The sequence below is a fragment of the Kitasatospora sp. MBT66 genome, assembly GCF_000710405.2.
Taxonomy (GTDB): domain Bacteria; phylum Actinomycetota; class Actinomycetes; order Streptomycetales; family Streptomycetaceae; genus Kitasatospora; species Kitasatospora purpeofusca.
The window spans coordinates 664,171-678,983 of sequence record NZ_JAIY01000010.1 but is presented as its reverse complement, the minus strand read 5'-3'; the positions used below and the strand labels follow the sequence as shown (position 1 = coordinate 678,983).

The window sequence follows — 14,813 nt, the reverse complement described above, 5'->3', positions numbered from 1 at the left end:
TGCGCACCCTCGCCGCCGCCACCGGCGGCCGGCACGGCCTCGACCTCGCCGCCGAGGCCGTCCAACTGCTGCGCACCGCCGAGATCGACACCGAACTCGTCCCCGCCCTCATCACCTACGGCCGGCTGCTCGGCGACGGCGGCCGGCGCGGCGCCGCCCGGCGGGCCCTGCGCGAGGCCGCCGGGCGCGCCGAACGCCTCGGCGCCGTCCGGCAGCGGGCCGCCGCACTGGAGGCACTGCGGGCCTCCGGCGCCCGCATCGGCCGCGGCGACCACGCCGGGGCGGAGGCGCTCACCGACAGCGAACTGCGGATCTGCCGACTCGCCGCCGCCGGGCACTCCAACGCCGAGATCGCCGCCATGCTCCACCTCGCGGTGCGGACGGTGGAGACCCACCTGACCAACAGCTTCCGCAAGCTGGGGGTGCGGCGCCGGCTCGAACTGCCCGGCGCGCTGGAGGCCTGACCGGACGGAGACGGTGGCGCGGGCCGGGCGCCTGACGGGACAGGCGCCCGACGGACGGGCGGCGGAGGCCGGCCGGACATGCGAACGGCCCCGGTCCGCAGGGGACCGGGGCCGTACGACTGCTGTCTCGACGCTGTCAGGAGGCCGGCACCAGGGCCGCCATCTCGTCCACCGCCCGGGCCAGTTCGGCCGCCGGGTCGGCCCCGTCCGCCGCCCACGGCTGCCAGGTCAGCGCCCGCAGATAGCCGTCCACCGCCAGCGGCAGCCGCCGCCGGACGATCGGCTCGGTGGTCGGCCCCGGCCCGGCCGTACGCAGCCGCTCCAGCAGCCCCGGCACGTTCGCCGACGGCGGCAGCGGCGCCGAGCCGACGAACGCCGCCAACTCCTCCAACTGGGGCCAGAGCATCGGTGGGGCCGGCGGCGCCGCAGGTGCCGCCGACACCGGGGACGCGGCCGGGGACGCGGCCCGGGGTGCCGCCCGCCGGGCGTGCAGCGCGACACCCAGCGGCGACGTCCGCCCGGCCGGCCCCGGCCCCGACTCCGGCCCCGACTCCGGCCCGGACTCCGGCCCCGACCCGGACTCCGGCTCCGGTTCTTCGGGGACCGGCGGCGCGGGCGGACCCTCCCCGCCCGGCGGTTCGTCCGGCGGCTCGTCCGGCTTGCGCGGCCACAGGGCCACCGTCGCGACGTACGGCCCCGCCACCAGCAGCGCCGAGAGCGCCACCGGACTCTGCAGCCCGATCGCCGCCCCCGCCCCGGCCACGGCCGCCGCACCCGCCGCATAGTGCTTGGCGGAGGTCAGGTACGCCCAGACCCGCCCACCCGGCCCGCCGGAGCCGTTCCCGCCACCGTTACTGGTAGCCACGGATCTCCTCGAACGCCCCGTCCAACGAACCCGTCCCGTCGAACAGCTTGCCGCCGGTCAGATCGGCGATCCCCTGCAACTGCCCCTTCGCGGCGTCGCCGAACAGGATCGGGAACACCGGCGTCGCCTTCTGCGCGGAGGACAGCCCCTCGTAGAAGGTCCGGAAGTCCTTGTCCGACGCCCCCTCGTTGCTCTCCCCGTCCGTCATCAGCACGATCGAGGTGAACCGGTCGTCCCCGGCCGCCGACTGCTGCCGCTGGATCACCCGGTACGCCTCCTGCAGCGAGGAGTACACCGCCGTCCCGCCGTCCGCCGACAACGCCTGCACATCCCCGTTGATCGACGCCAGCTCCTGCTGCGCCCCCGCGCCGGTCGGCACCGAGTGCGTCTTCGTCGACTTCACCTTCGAGGCGAAGGAGATCAGCGTGACCTCCTCGCGGTCCCGGAACCGCCGCACCCCCCGGGTGTCGTCCGCACCCGTCAGCCGGCCCATCGCCGACTTCAGTGAGCTCAGCCGCTGCCCGGCCATCGAGCCCGAGGTGTCGAGCACGTACACCGTGCGCGAGGGGCGGCGCAGCTCGTTCTGGTACGAGGACAGCAGCCCGTCCGCCACCGCCCGGGTGCCGGGGAAGGGCAGCTCGCGCAGCCGGTCCGTGGGCAGACCGGCGGCGGGGGACACCCCGGGAGCCACCGGCCGGCGCAGGGTCAGCTCGGAGATGCGCTTCTGCACATCCTCCTTGAGCAGGTAGGAGGTCAGCCGCTGGAAGGACTCCCGCTCCCGCTGCTGGGACGAACCCAGCAGGGTCAGCGGGTAGTTGGCGGAAATCACACCGTCGGTCGGACGGACCACGGTGAGCTGCTGGTCGGGGCTCAGCGTCTTGTTGAGCGACAGCAGCACCGACTCGTAGTTGACCAGCGCGCCGATCGAGCCCCGCTCGGCCCGGCTGTACGCCTGGGCCAGCCAGCCCGAGGAGCCCGAGGTCAGCTTCTGGCCGGTGAAGAACTGCTTGAGCTGCGGCGTCGCCTTCTGCACGTCGGCGTCGGTCAGCGCCGAGCCCGCGCCCGAGAACGCCGAGGCCACCGCCACCAGGGCGGAGAAGCCCGAGTTCGACCGGGACGGGTCCGCCATGCCGTAGGTGAGCTTGCCGCCGGACGCGGCCTCCGCCAGATTGCCCCAGCTCACCTTCGAACCGTCGCCCCAGGACAGATCGTTGAGCACGGCGGAGCGAATGCCGAAGGCGACCGGCGAGGTCATGATCGGCGTCTCCGAGAGCAGCTTCGCCCGGCTCCCCGGGTCGAGGTGCAGATACTGGTTCGACGGGAACCAGATCGCGTCGTACTTGCCGTCCGTCCGGCCCGCGGACACCGCGTCCGCGCCGTCCAGCGAGCCGGTCCAGGCGAACTGCACCGTCACCCCGGTGGCCTTCTGGGCCTCCTCCAGCACCGGCGCCATGTCCTGGAGTTCACTGCCGGCCAGCACCCGGAGCACCCCCGGCTGCGCGCTGGCCGCCGGCGGGTCGCTCGGCCCGGGCGCCGGCGGCGGCGCCGGCGACGAGGTGCACGCCGCCACCGAGGTCGCCACCAGCAGCGCCAGCCCGGCCATCAGGCCCCGTACGCCGTTCCTGCGCATCGTGCCCGCTCCTGTCCTCATGTCCCCCGTCACCCCTTCTTCTTCAGGGCGTCGACCAGATCGCTCATGATCGACGTTTCGGGCACCGTGGCCTGCTTGATCCTGGCCGCACCCAGGTCCGGGGCGAACGCGAACTTCGGCTCCTGCTGACTGCTCTTGAGCTGCTGCACCCGCTGGGCGAACTCCGCCGAGCCGGCCGTGCCGGAGGGCCGGAAGCCGAAGTCGACCTCGAGCTTGCGCAGGTCCGCGTCGTCGGTCAGCGCCTGCCCCAGCTTCCGGCCGTTCTCGGTGAGCCCGACGAGCGTGTGGTCGGAGACGATGGTGGTGTCCGGGTAGAGCATCACCATGTCGGGCGGGATCTTCGACTTGAACGTCAGGTCCAGTGCCTGCGACTCGTACGCGAGCACCAGCGGACCGCCGGTGTTGGACACGAAGTCCACGAACACCTCTTCGGTGGAGTTCTTCATCTGTCCCTGCCGGTTCACCGCCTCCTGCAGGGTCGGAGTGATCCGGTCGACGGTGGCCCTGTCCGTCACCGACTGGTGCTGGTTCAGCAGGTACGCCAGCATCGCGACGTAGAGCGCGCCCGACGAGGACGTGTCCGGGTTGGTGGTGGTCAGGAAGAGGTCCCCCGAGAGATCCCCTGGCCGGTCGGTGGGGGCGAGGTCCTCCCACTTCTTCTTGCCCGCGACGTCGGCCAGGAAGGGGTCCATCGCGAACGTCCAGACCTTGGAGGCGTCGTCCCGCTTGGCCAGGCCGCTCCTCAGCAGCACATCGGCGGTCTGCCAGTGCGCGAGGATCACCAGCGGCGAGTAGAACGGCCGCGGCGGGACGTCGGTGAGGCCGTTCTGCTTCTTGATCTGCTCCGCCGGCGGCTGGCTGGACGGGAAGGCGAAGTCCATGCCCTTGGTGCCGACGTTGCCCATCTGCCAGGATCCGACGCTCTGTGCGCTGACCGCCAACCCCTTGGCCTTCAGGGCGTCCTTGACCCGCTGGTCCCCGAAGAACGGGCCCTTCTCCGAGCCGACCATGCCGGTGAGGGTGTCGACCTTGCCCGGATCCTTCCCGGGGTCGTCCTTCGTTCTGTTCAGGACCGCGAACGCCAGACCCCCGAGCACCAGAAGTACCGTCAGTACTCCGATCACGCGCTTCATTCCGGAAGCTTCCCCCCTCGTCACAACGTTCTCTCCCCACCCGGGTGACGAGCGTCCCGCCGGGCCGGGAGCAGGGGCGGAAGTCCTGGTGAACCAGGGGTGAACAGCCCTTCACGGAATCGCATCGGGGATCGAGTGCGGACGGACTTCCGGGAACCTCTCGCACTCCGGTCCGACGTTGTGTCAGATTGTTCAACTCTCCTTACGGCAACGGCCATCCCGTTGTCCGGACCGGCATCGACGTTACGCGCCGGTAATGCCTACTCTCAGCACTATGCGCCGAGCAAAAATCGTCTGTACCCTCGGGCCCGCCACCGACACCTACGACCAGATCAAGTCCCTGGTCGACGCCGGGATGGACATCGCCCGATTCAACCTGAGCCACGGCTCCCACATCGAGCACGAGGAGCGGTACCGCCGGGTCCGCAAGGCCGCGGACGAGAGCGGCCGCAGCATCGGCGTGCTCGCCGACCTTCAAGGCCCGAAGATCCGCCTCGGGACCTTCGCCGAGGGCCCCGTACTTCTCGAACGCGGCGACGAGTTCACCATCTCCACCGACAAGGGCGTCGAAGGGGACCAGAACGGCTGCGGCACCACCTACCCCGGCCTGGCGGGGGACGTCGCCGCCGGTGAGCGGATCCTCGTCGACGACGGGCGGGTCACCCTGGAGGTCGTCGAGGTCGACGGGCCCCGGGTCCGCTGCCTCGTCGTCGAGGGCGGGCTCGTCTCCGACCACAAGGGCCTCAACCTCCCCGGGATCGCCGTCTCGGTGCCCGCGCTCAGCGACAAGGACGTCGCCGACCTGCGCTGGGCCCTGCGGACCGGGGCCGACCTGATCGCGCTCTCCTTCGTCCGCAGCGGCCGGGACGTCGAGGACGTCCACCGGGTGATGGACGAGGAGGGGCGCCGGGTCCCGGTCATCGCCAAGATCGAGAAGCCGCAGGCGGTGCAGAACCTCGACTCCATCGTCGACCGCTTCGACGGCATCATGGTCGCCCGCGGCGACCTGGGCGTGGAGATGCCGCTGGAGCAGGTGCCGATGGTGCAGAAGCGGGCGGTCAAGCTCGCCCGGCGGAACGCCAAGCCGGTCATCGTCGCGACCCAGATGCTCGACTCGATGATCAACTCCTCGCGGCCCACCCGCGCCGAGGCCTCCGACGTCGCCAACGCCGTCCTCGACGGCACGGACGCGGTGATGCTCTCCGGCGAGACCTCGGTCGGCAAGTACCCGTCCGAGACGGTCCGCACCATGGGCCGGATCATCGAGGCCGCCGAACAGGACGTCCTCGCCGACGGCCTGCCCGTCCTCACCCCCAGCAACAAGCCCCGCACCCAGGGCGGCGCGGTCGCCCGGGCGGCCGCGGAGATCGGCGACTTCCTGCACGCCAAGTACCTGATCGCCTTCACCCAGTCCGGCGACACCGCCCGCCGGCTGACCCGCTACCGCTCGCCGATCCCGGTGCTGGCCTTCACCTACGAACCCGCGGTGCGCAGCCAGTTGGCGCTCACCTGGGGCGTGGAGACCTTCCTCGGCCCGTTCGCGCCCACCACCGACGAGATGGTCGAGCAGGTCGACGCCGCCCTGCTCTCCCTGGGCCGCTGCGAGAAGGGCGACATCGTCGTCATCACCGCCGGCTCCCCGCCCGGCCTCGCCGGCTCCACCAACCTCGTCCGCGTCCACCACGTGGGCGCCCTGGACAACTGACCGCCCCGGTGCGGCTCCGCCCCGGGCGGAGCCGCACCGGCGTCAGTGCTTCGGGCCGATGTGGGCGTCCATGAGGGCGACGCAGGCCTTGCGGGCCACGGAGACGTTGACGGCGCCGGTGGGGCGGGTGACGGACTTCCACCGGACGCCGACGCTGTCGAGGGTGTCCGTGAAGAGGCGGACGATGTCGGTCGAGGTGTTGGTGAAGAAGTAGCGCGGGTACTCGTAGCGCTTCTGGACGCCGCCGACGGTGCGGGTCGTCCAGTTGGTGAAGCGGCAGCCGTCGGAGTGGATCAGTCCGCGCAGGAACTCCCAGGGGTGGGCGTCGACGATCTCCTGTTGCCAGGGTTCGAGAGCTATTCGACGCCGGTGCTTCGGGCCTGGGCCATGCTGGGGAAAGAGGCAGGGCCAATGCTTGCTGGTGCTGACCAGGCTGGTGTGGCCGACAGCGCGCACACGCGTGACCTTGTTTCGTGGCATGACGGTGGCCATCGCCCGCTCGCACTCGTCGATCAGGCCCGGCCAGGCGTCACCACATGCGATGCGAAGGGCATGGACGCTGCGACGGCCCTCGCTGATGCAGCCGTCGCCCAGGTAGAGGCCGAGAAGGTAGGCGTAGTCGGCGCGAGGAACGGAAGGGCTTGGTCGGCCGCTGGGAACCGGGCAGTCGGCCGGCTTCCGGGGTTTGGGTTCCGTGGTCCACTGCCTGATCGCATAGCGGGAGATTCCGGTGGCACGGCTCACCTGGCTGAAGGTCAGACCGGACGCATGGAGGTCGAGGGCTCGCTGCCGTGCAGCCGTGTCGTACATGCGTCCGAGCCTGTGTCGCCGGGGTGCGCACCGCCGGTAGTCATGCGAATCTTCATTCGAAGTGATGAAGATCGCCAACCGTTGGACCGGTTTTTGTGACCTTGGAAATGAAGGAAAAGTGCCCCGGGTGGGATTCGAACCCACGCTGTATGGTGTTTGAGACCATCGCCTCTTCCGCTGGGCTACCGGGGCAACCGGTGAATCGAAGGTTTGCTCCGACCCCGCTGGGTCTCAAACATACCGTGTCTAGGTACCCTCGTGCATGCAGTACCCCGCCGGAACGAGGAGCCCCGTGAGCACCGCCGACGAGCAGGCAGAGCCGCTTGAGACCGATTCGCCCCAGATCACCAGGATTGTGATCGCCGAGGACGAGGCGCTGATCCGCCTCGATCTGAAGGAGATGCTGGAGGAGGAGGGGTACACCGTCGTCGGCGAGGCCGGGGACGGGGCCACGGCGGTCCGGCTGGTCCAGGAGCTGAAGCCGGACCTGGCGATCCTGGACGTGAAGATGCCGGTGCTGGACGGGCTGTCCGCGGCCGAGCAGATCCACGAGGCGCACCTGGCGCCGGTGCTGATGCTGACCGCGTTCTCGCAGCGCGAGCTGGTGGACCGGGCGCGGGACGCCGGGGCGATGGCGTACATCGTCAAGCCGTTCTCGAAGAGCGACCTGGTGCCGGCGATCGAGATGGCGGTGTCCCGGTACACGGAGATGCGGACGCTGGAGGAGGAGATCGCGGATCTCACCCAGCGGCTGGAGACCCGGAAGCTGGTGGACCGGGCGAAGAGCGTGCTCCAGACCAAGTTCGGGCTGAACGAGCCGGCCGCGTTCCGGTGGATCCAGAAGACCTCGATGGACCGCCGGATGACGATGGCGGCGGTGGCCGAGGCGGTCATCGAGGAGGGCGCGGCGCAGGACCGGAAGAAGGCCGAGGAGCCCCCGGCCGCGGGTACCGCCACGGAGACCCCGGAGCAGTAGCAGCGGGACATGCGGGAGGGCCCGGCGCGTGACGCGCCGGGCCCTCCCGCGTTCCGTGCTGCGGGGAGGTCAGTCCTCGCCGAGGTAGGCCTTGCGGACCGACTCGTCGTGCAGGAGGTCGGCGCCGGTGCCCTGGAGGACGATGCTGCCGGTCTCCATGACGTAGCCCCGGTCGGAGAGGGAGAGCGCCGCCTGGGCGTTCTGCTCGACCAGCAGGATGGTCGTGCCGTCGGCCCTGAGTTCGACGATGGTCGCCATGATCTTCTGCATCATCAGCGGCGAGAGGCCCATGGAGGGCTCGTCGAGCATCAGCAGCTTGGGCCGGGACATCAGGGCGCGTCCCATGGCGAGCATCTGCTGCTCGCCGCCGGAGAGCGTGCCGGCGGCCTGCTTGCGGCGTTCGCCGAGGATGGGGAAGAGGCCGTAGGCCCGTTCGACGTCCTTGGTGATGCCGTCGGTGTCGTTGCGCAGGAAGGCGCCGAGGAGGAGGTTCTCCTCGATGGTCATGCGCGGGAAGATGTGCCGGCCCTCGGGGGAGTGGGCCAGGCCCAGGGCGACGATCTTGTGGGCGGGGACGGTGGAGAGGGCCTGTCCGTCGAAGGTGATGGTGCCGGCGGTGGGCTTGAGCAGGCCGGACAGGGTGCGCAGGGTGGTGGTCTTGCCGGCGCCGTTGGTGCCGATCAGGGTGGTGACCTCGCCCTGGTTGACGGTGAAGCTGATGCCCTTGACGGCTTCGATCTTGCCGTAGGAGACGCGGAGGTCCTGGACTTCGAGGAGTGCGGTCACTGGTCGGTCTCCGTAACGGGGGCGGTGCCTTCGAGCGGGGCGCCGAGGTAGGCGGTGATGACGCGTTCGTCGTTCTGGACCGTCTCGCGGTCGCCCTCGACGATCTTCTGGCCCTGGACCAGCACGGCGGTGCGGTCGCAGAGGTTGAAGATGAAGCGCATGTCGTGCTCGATGACGAGGACGGAGACGCCCCGGTCGCGGATGGCGAAGACGAGTTCCTCGGCGGCTCGGGTCTCCTGCGGGTTCATGCCGGCGGTGGGCTCGTCGAGGAGCAGCAGGCCGGGGTCGGAGGCGAGGGCGCGGGCGATCTCGAGCTTGCGCTGCTCGCCGTAGGGGAGGTTGCGGGCGAGGTGCTCGGCCTTGCCGGCGAGGCCGGTGAACTCGAGGAGTTCCATGGCCCGGTCGCGGCTCTCCTGTTCGGAGCGGCGGTAGCCGGGGCCGCGCAGGACGGCGGAGAGCAGGCCCTGGTGCATCCGGCTGTGTCGGCCGACCTGGACGTTCTCCAGGACGGTCATGTTGGCGAAGAGCCGGATGTTCTGGAAGGTGCGGGCGATGCCGGCCTGGGTGACCAGGTGGGGTTTGGGGGGCAGGACCGTGCCCTGGTAGGTGACGGTGCCCTCGGTGGGGACGTAGAGGCCGGTGAGGCAGTTGAAGAAGGTGGTCTTGCCGGCGCCGTTGGGGCCGATGAGACCGATGATCTCGCCGCGGCCGACGGTGAGCGAGACGTTGTTGACGGCGGTGAGGCCGCCGAACCGCATGGTCACGCCGGAGACGTCGAGCAGGGTCTCGGCGGGGGCCGGTGCCGGTGCCGGGGTGGGGGCGGGGGCGTCGGTGGTGGTCATCTGAGGGTCACGCCCCTGCCTTGGAGAGGGCGACGGTGTCGCCGGTGGCCTGCGCCGGGATGTCGGCGTCGGCCTCGTGGAATTCGAGCTGGCGGCGTCGGTTCGGGATGAGGCCCTCGGGGCGCACCCGCATGAGGACGATGAGGGCGATGCCGAAGGCGAGCAGCTGGTAGTCGGCGAGGAACTCGAGCTTCTTCGGGATGAGGAAGAGCAGGGTGGCGCCGGCCAGCGGGCCGCTGATGGTGCCCATGCCGCCGAGGATGACGGCGGCGAGCAGGAAGGCGGAGTTGGGCGGGAGGGCCTCGGCGAAGGTGTACTGGTCGGGGGTGACGGTGTAGCTGACGTGGGCCTGGACGGTGCCGGCCAGGCCGGCCAGGCAGGCGCCGAGGGCGAAGGCGAGGAGCTTGAGGCGGAAGCCGTTGATGCCCATGGCCTCGGCGGCGGTCTCGTCCTCGCGGATGGCGACCCAGGCGCGGCCGATGCGGGAGTTGCCGACCCGGGCGAAGACCAGGACGACGACGGCGGTGACGAGGAGCATCAGCAGGTAGTAGTTGGAGAACCGGCCGAGCTCGAAGCCGAAGATCGTGGTGGGCTTGCCGAGGTTCCAGCCGAGGATCTCCAGGTCGGGGATCCGGGGGATGCCGTTGGAGCCGTTGGTGATCTTCGGGCCGGTGGTGCCGTTGAGGTTGAGCATGGTGATGCGGAAGATCTCGCCGAAGCCGAGGGTGACGATGGCGAGGTAGTCGCCGCGCAGTCGCAGGGTCGGGGCGCCGATGACGACGCCGAAGACCATGGAGACCACGGCGCCGGTGAGTACGGCGCCCCAGAACGGGAACTGGACGTGGATCGGCGAGGCTGGGGAGCCGGAGACCAGGGCGGCGCTGTAGGCGCCGACGCCGAGGAAGGCGACGTAGCCGAGGTCGAGCAGGCCGGCCAGGCCGACGACGATGTTCAGGCCGAGGGCGACGGTGGCGAAGATCAGGATGTTGGTGGCGACCGAGGTGTACTGGTCGCTGGTCTGGGTGAAGGGGAAGCTGGCGGCGGCGGCGAACGCGGCGCCGGTGGTGACGGTCTGGTACTTGACGGTCAGGGCGCGCAGTCGGGGCAGCAGGCCGGAGCGGCCGAGCGAGGCGACCACGGAGGCGGCCAGCAGCAGGTAGCCGGTGAAGAGTTCGCCGTACTCGGTGTCGATGCCGAAGGTGATGGCGAACAGGCCGATGGCGAAGGCGACCACGATCAGCGCGACCTCGACCCAGGAGGGCAGGGCGCGCGGTGCGGGGAGCGGCCGGTTGACGGTGCCGAGGCGCAGCCAGCTGTTGGCGGCGTGGCCGAGCTGGACCAGCAGGACGCCGCCGGTGGCGATGGCGAGGCCGCCGGCGAGGGCGGTGAGCACCGGGGCGACCGGCTTGTCCTCGGGGACGGCGTGGGTGGCGAACCAGACCACGGGGGCGATCGGGACGAGCAGGAACAGGCGGCGGTCGAGGATGCGCAGCGGGACGGCGGTGCGCCGGTCGAGCGGGAGGCCGAGCGAGCCGGCCAGGGCGAGCAGGGAGCCGGCGGCGAGGACCCAGCCGCCGGGCTCCAGGTGGGCGAGGCCGCCGAGGTCGGTGGCGATGGAGATCACCGAGAACCAGCCGACGGCGACGGCGCCGGCGGCGGCGAGCAGGACGGCGTTGCTGCTGCGGCGGGGGGCGGCCCAGCGCAGGCCGGGGACGCCCTGGGTGGCGAGGAGGAGGACGAGGGTGACCAGTCCGGCGGTGAGGGCGAGCCACTGGAGGCCGGCCGGGGAGCCGTAGAAGGTCAGGTCGCCGGGGTACTCGGAGGTCCAGGTCCAGGGCATCAGGGCGGAGCCGGCGGTGGCGGCGGCGCCGAGGCCGGTGAGGAGGGCGGCGGTGCGGCCGGGGAGGGCGATGACCGGGGTGGTCTCGGTGGTGCTGGTGGTCATGGTGCTCACGCCCTGTCCGCGACGCGCTCGCCCAGCAGCCCCTGGGGCCGGACGAGCAGGACGACGATGAGGAGTACGAAGGCCCAGACGTCCTTCCAGGCGCCGCCTCCGAAGAGGTGCATGCCGGGCAGGTGCTGGATGTAGCCGGTGGCGAGGGCCTCGGCGAGGCCGAGGGTGATGCCGCCGAGCATGGCCCCGTAGATGTTGCCGATGCCGCCGAGGACGGCGGCGGTGAAGGCCTTGAGGCCGAGCAGGAAGCCCATCCGGAAGTCGACCTGGCCGCTGCGCAGGCCGTAGGCGACGGCGGCGACGGCGGCGAAGGCGGCACCGATGGCGAAGGCCATCACGATGATCCGGTCGGTGTCGATGCCCATCAGCTTGGCGGTGTCCGGGTCCTGGCTGGTCGCCTGCATGGCGCGGCCGGAGCGGGTGCGGGTGACGAACCAGCCGAGGGCGAGCATGCAGAGCGGGGCGGCGATGATCAGGAAGATGTCGCTGCGCTGGATGGCGACCGAGCCGATCTCGAAGGGGTCGCCGGGGATCTTCGGGAAGACCCTGGCCTTCTTGGCGTCCGGGTAGAAGGCGAAGACCAGCTGCTGCAGGGCGATGGACAGGCCGATCGCGGTGATCAGCGGGGCGAGCCGGGGGGCGGAGCGCAGCGGCCGGTAGGCGAAGCGCTCGGCGGCGACGGCGGTGAGGGTGGAGACCAGGATGCCGGCGATCAGCATCAGCGGTAGGGCCAGCCACAGGGTGGTGCCGCCGGGGAGGGCGAGGTAGGCGGTCAGGGCGCCGAAGCCGCCGACCATGACGATCTCGCCGTGGGCGAAGTTGATGAGCTGGACGATGCCGTAGACCATCGTGTAGCCGATCGCGACGAGGCCGTAGAGGGCGCCGAGGATCAGGCCGTTGGCCAGCTGCTGCGGTAGGTCGTGCACCGCTGGGCCTCCGTTGTGCGTGTGGGGTGTCCGCGTGGGTGGTGGATGTGGGTGCGCGCGGGGGCACTCGTGGCGCCCCCGCGCGGTGGTTCCGACGTTCTGTGGCGCTCCTGACTCCGGGTCAGGTGCGGGTCAGCCGCTGAAGGTGCCGGACTTCTCCACGGCCCACTTGCCGTCCTTGACGGTGTAGACGGTGAGCTGCTTGTTGGTGGTGTCGCCGAACTCGTCGAAGGAGACCTTGCCGGTCACGCCCTCGAAGGAGACCTTCTGGACGGCCTCGACGACCTTGGCGCGGGGGCTGTCGGGCAGCTTGCCGTTGTTGGCGGCGACGACGGCCTTGACGCCCTGGATGATGGCCCAGGCGCTGTCGTAGGAGTAGCCGCCGTAGGTCTCGTAGGCGTCCTTGTAGCCGGCCGCCTTGTAGTCGGCGATGAACTTGGCGGCGGTCGGCAGCTGCTCGACGGGCAGGCCGACGGCGGTGGCGAGGTCGCCCTGGCCCTTGGGGTTGAGCTTGATGAAGTCGCCGCTCTGGATGCCGTCGCCGCCCATGAGCGGGATGTTGACGCCGGCGTCCTTGAGCTGGAGCGAGAGCGGGCCGGCGGCGGGGTACTCGCCGCCGTAGTAGACCGCCTCAGCGCCGGAGGACTTGACCTTGGTGACGACGGCGGCGAAGTCGCGGTCGTCGGGGTTGACGTGCTCCTCGCCCATGATCTGGCCGCCGTTCTTGACGAACTGGCCCTTGAAGGTGGCGGCGAGGCCGGCCCCGTAGGTCTTCTGGTCGTCGATGAGGAAGACCTTGGTCTTCTTGGCGTCCTTGATCAGGTAGTCCGCGGCGAACGGGCCCTGGACGGCGTCGGTGGTGGCGGTGCGGAAGTAGCTCTTGAAGGGGCGGGCCTTGACGCCGCTGGCCCACTTCTCGCCCTGGCTGAGGGCGACGCCGGTGTTGGCGGGGGAGATCTGGACGAGGTTGGCGTCGTTGAAGATCTGCTGCATCGACTGGGCGACGCTGGAGTTCAGCGGGCCGACGACGCCGATGACGTCCTTGTCGCCGACCAGCTGGGTGGCGTTCTGCTGGCCGGGGGCGGGCTTGCCGGTGTCGTCGAGGCCCTTGATCTGGAACTTGACGCCGGGGACCTCGTTCTTCTCGTTGGCCTGCTTGACCGCGAGCTCGACGGAGTTGCGGATGCCGAGGCCGAGGGCGGAGAGGTCGCCGGTGAGGGGAGCGTCGACGCCGATGGTGACGGTGGTGGAACCGCCGGCCTGGCCGCTGTCCCCGGACTTCTTGTCGTCGCGGGAGCCGCACGCGGTGAGGCTCAGGGCGCCGATGACGGCAATGCTCACGACAACTGCTGAACGATGACGCACGGGGGGTCCCCTTCGGTTCAGGAGGGCGCCGCGCCTGAACGGCGGGAGCCTGGATGCGCGGTGGGCCTGGCCCATTCCGGTGGCGCGGTGACTGGCCGTGACTCTAGATGGCGCTCGGCGGCTCTGGCAGTGCTCCGGCGAGGCTGTGATTCTCTTGTTATGAGCACACGGAGAAGTCGTCTCAACATGTGGTCGTTCCGGCCCGACCGGTCCGCCCGGGCCCCAGTATTTCCATGCCAACTCGCGCCATGTAAGGCGTAGAACGGCAGGTGACTCCTGAACTCACCGATTACCGGACAAGAGTGTCCGCGTCGTTGGAGTCGGGCGTATGCGTCCGAATATCGGACGTCAGGCGCTGGCAGGCGCTGTTTTCGGGTGGATCCGACCCCCCGGGGTCCTCGGCTGCTCGGATTTCCTAGTTGTTACGCACGGTTACATCGCCGCGGACGGCCGGACATGCCACCGCCCCCTTGTCCAGACCAACGACTTCCCAACGTGGTCGAAGGTCAAACAAGGGGGCGGGCAAGGGATTTGACGGAGAATCGGCTCAGAGGTCGCGCAGCATGCAGGTGAGGCGGCAGCTGGTGACCCGCTTGCCGGTGTCGTCGGTGATCGCGATCTCGTAGGTGGCCGCGGTGCGGCCCTTGAACACCGCGGTCGCCACGCCGGTGACCAGGCCGGAGGTCGCCGAGCGGTGGTGGGTCGCGTTCAGGTCCACGCCCACCGCGTACCGGCCCGGACCGGCGTGCAGCATCGCCCCGACCGAGCCGAGCGTCTCCGCCAGTGCCGCCGAGGCGCCGCCGTGCAGCAGCCCGTACGGCTGCTGGTTGCCGTCCACCGGCATGGTGCCGACCACCCGGTCGCCCGAGGCCTCGACGATCCTGATGCCCAGCTTGTCGCCCAGCCGGCCGCCGGAGAAGGTGGCCGGGTCGACGCCGAGCTTGGCGAAGTGGTCCAGCATCTCCTGCGGGATGTCGATCAGGGGGGAGATCCCGGTGGTGCCGGGGGCCGCGTCGGTGCCGGTACCCGTACTGGTGCCGGTGCCGGTGCCGGTGGCGGTGCTGGTGCCGGGGGCGGGGTCGGTGGCGGTGTCGGGGGCCGGGTCGGTCATGGGGGAGCTCCTGCCGCTCGGGGGTCGCGTCGTCGTGCTGCCTGTGATCGTACGACCGTCCTACTCGGCGGTAGAGGCCGTGGCGGAAGAAAACCGGAGTGGCGCCCGGGGCGCGAGCGCACCCGAGGGGCGCCCGCCCCCGGCATGCCCCTTTTGTCAGTGGCGGGCCCTAGGATCGGTGGCCGGTAGTGGAATCGGCAGGAACGGACGTTGACGTGGCTACGC

Annotated in this window: 13 protein-coding genes and 1 tRNA gene; 3 read left to right on the top strand and 11 right to left on the bottom strand. The window is 70.6% G+C overall.

The genetic code is table 11. From position 1 onward, the window contains the following. A partial coding sequence (locus BI06_RS27730; protein ID WP_043472325.1) for a helix-turn-helix transcriptional regulator occupies positions 1–464 on the top strand: 464 nt, incomplete at its 5' end. A 136-nt stretch (positions 465–600) separates the two neighbouring features. Here BI06_RS27730 and BI06_RS49705 read toward each other — a convergent pair. From BI06_RS49705 to BI06_RS27715, 3 genes are read right to left on the bottom strand one after another with little or no spacing between them, the layout of a single operon-like run. After that, positions 601–1,329, bottom strand: a complete 729-nt coding sequence (locus BI06_RS49705) for a hypothetical protein (protein WP_149030495.1) — start codon at positions 1,327–1,329, stop codon at positions 601–603. Continuing rightward, on the bottom strand, positions 1,316–2,959 hold the full coding sequence (locus BI06_RS27720; protein ID WP_082558715.1) for a VWA domain-containing protein: 1,644 nt from the start codon (positions 2,957–2,959) through the stop codon (positions 1,316–1,318). Before BI06_RS27720 ends, BI06_RS49705 begins: the two co-directional genes overlap by 14 nt. 29 nt (positions 2,960–2,988) lie before the next feature. Continuing rightward, a complete protein-coding gene (locus tag BI06_RS27715) occupies positions 2,989–4,113 on the bottom strand; it encodes a substrate-binding domain-containing protein (protein ID WP_043472320.1) in 1,125 nt (374 codons plus the stop codon). 274 nt (positions 4,114–4,387) lie between these two features. Here BI06_RS27715 and pyk point away from each other — a divergent pair, with 274 nt between their 5' ends. After that, positions 4,388–5,818, top strand: coding sequence for a pyruvate kinase (pyk, locus tag BI06_RS27710; RefSeq protein ID WP_043472318.1), 1,431 nt, complete (start codon positions 4,388–4,390; stop codon positions 5,816–5,818). Between the two features lie 42 nt (positions 5,819–5,860). Here the strand turns inward: pyk and BI06_RS27705 are convergent, their stop codons facing one another. Both BI06_RS27705 and BI06_RS27700 read right to left on the bottom strand, forming a co-directional pair. Then, positions 5,861–6,628, bottom strand: a complete 768-nt coding sequence (locus BI06_RS27705; RefSeq protein WP_043472316.1) for a hypothetical protein — start codon at positions 6,626–6,628, stop codon at positions 5,861–5,863. 119 nt (positions 6,629–6,747) lie between these two features. Next, positions 6,748–6,820 (bottom strand) — tRNA-Leu (locus tag BI06_RS27700). Between the two features lie 100 nt (positions 6,821–6,920). Here BI06_RS27700 and BI06_RS27695 point away from each other — a divergent pair. Next, positions 6,921–7,604 carry an ANTAR domain-containing response regulator gene (locus BI06_RS27695; RefSeq protein ID WP_051741984.1) on the top strand — a complete coding sequence of 228 codons (684 nt, stop codon included), beginning with the start codon at positions 6,921–6,923 and terminating at the stop codon, positions 7,602–7,604. A gap of 69 nt (positions 7,605–7,673) precedes the next feature. On the opposite strand, the gene BI06_RS27690 is transcribed toward BI06_RS27695, so the two are convergent. The 6 genes from BI06_RS27690 to BI06_RS27665 form a co-directional block, all read right to left on the bottom strand. After that, complete coding sequence (locus BI06_RS27690) at positions 7,674–8,390, bottom strand: ABC transporter ATP-binding protein (RefSeq protein WP_030391369.1); 717 nt, start codon at positions 8,388–8,390, stop codon at positions 7,674–7,676. Further along, positions 8,387–9,232 (bottom strand): ABC transporter ATP-binding protein, encoded by an 846-nt coding sequence (locus BI06_RS27685; RefSeq protein ID WP_030391368.1) that lies wholly within the window; start codon positions 9,230–9,232, stop codon positions 8,387–8,389. Before BI06_RS27685 ends, BI06_RS27690 begins: the two co-directional genes overlap by 4 nt. Before the next feature lie 7 nt (positions 9,233–9,239). Continuing rightward, complete coding sequence (locus BI06_RS27680; RefSeq protein WP_063764116.1) at positions 9,240–11,177, bottom strand: branched-chain amino acid ABC transporter permease; 1,938 nt, start codon at positions 11,175–11,177, stop codon at positions 9,240–9,242. A gap of 5 nt (positions 11,178–11,182) precedes the next feature. Continuing rightward, complete coding sequence (locus BI06_RS27675) at positions 11,183–12,112, bottom strand: branched-chain amino acid ABC transporter permease (RefSeq protein ID WP_030391366.1); 930 nt, start codon at positions 12,110–12,112, stop codon at positions 11,183–11,185. 132 nt (positions 12,113–12,244) lie between these two features. Further along, on the bottom strand, positions 12,245–13,477 hold the full coding sequence (locus tag BI06_RS27670; RefSeq protein WP_030391365.1) for a branched-chain amino acid ABC transporter substrate-binding protein: 1,233 nt from the start codon (positions 13,475–13,477) through the stop codon (positions 12,245–12,247). A gap of 547 nt (positions 13,478–14,024) precedes the next feature. Then, positions 14,025–14,438 carry a PaaI family thioesterase gene (locus BI06_RS27665; protein ID WP_045940274.1) on the bottom strand — a complete coding sequence of 138 codons (414 nt, stop codon included), beginning with the start codon at positions 14,436–14,438 and terminating at the stop codon, positions 14,025–14,027. Positions 14,439–14,813 lie beyond the last annotated feature (375 nt).

Bases quoted from the DNA above. Each gene is read 5' to 3' on its own strand.
- BI06_RS27720 (WP_082558715.1), bottom strand. From the start codon at position 2,959: ATGCGCAGGAACGGCGTACGGGGCCTGATGGCCGGGCTGGCGCTGCTG.
- BI06_RS27715 (WP_043472320.1), bottom strand. From the start codon at position 4,113: ATGAAGCGCGTGATCGGAGTACTGACGGTACTTCTGGTGCTCGGGGGT.
- pyk (WP_043472318.1), top strand. From the start codon at position 4,388: ATGCGCCGAGCAAAAATCGTCTGTACCCTCGGGCCCGCCACCGACACC.
- BI06_RS27705 (WP_043472316.1), bottom strand. From the start codon at position 6,628: ATGTACGACACGGCTGCACGGCAGCGAGCCCTCGACCTCCATGCGTCC.
- BI06_RS27685 (WP_030391368.1), bottom strand. From the start codon at position 9,232: ATGACCACCACCGACGCCCCCGCCCCCACCCCGGCACCGGCACCGGCC.
- BI06_RS27680 (WP_063764116.1), bottom strand. From the start codon at position 11,177: ATGACCACCAGCACCACCGAGACCACCCCGGTCATCGCCCTCCCCGGC.
- BI06_RS27665 (WP_045940274.1), bottom strand. From the start codon at position 14,438: ATGCTGGACCACTTCGCCAAGCTCGGCGTCGACCCGGCCACCTTCTCC.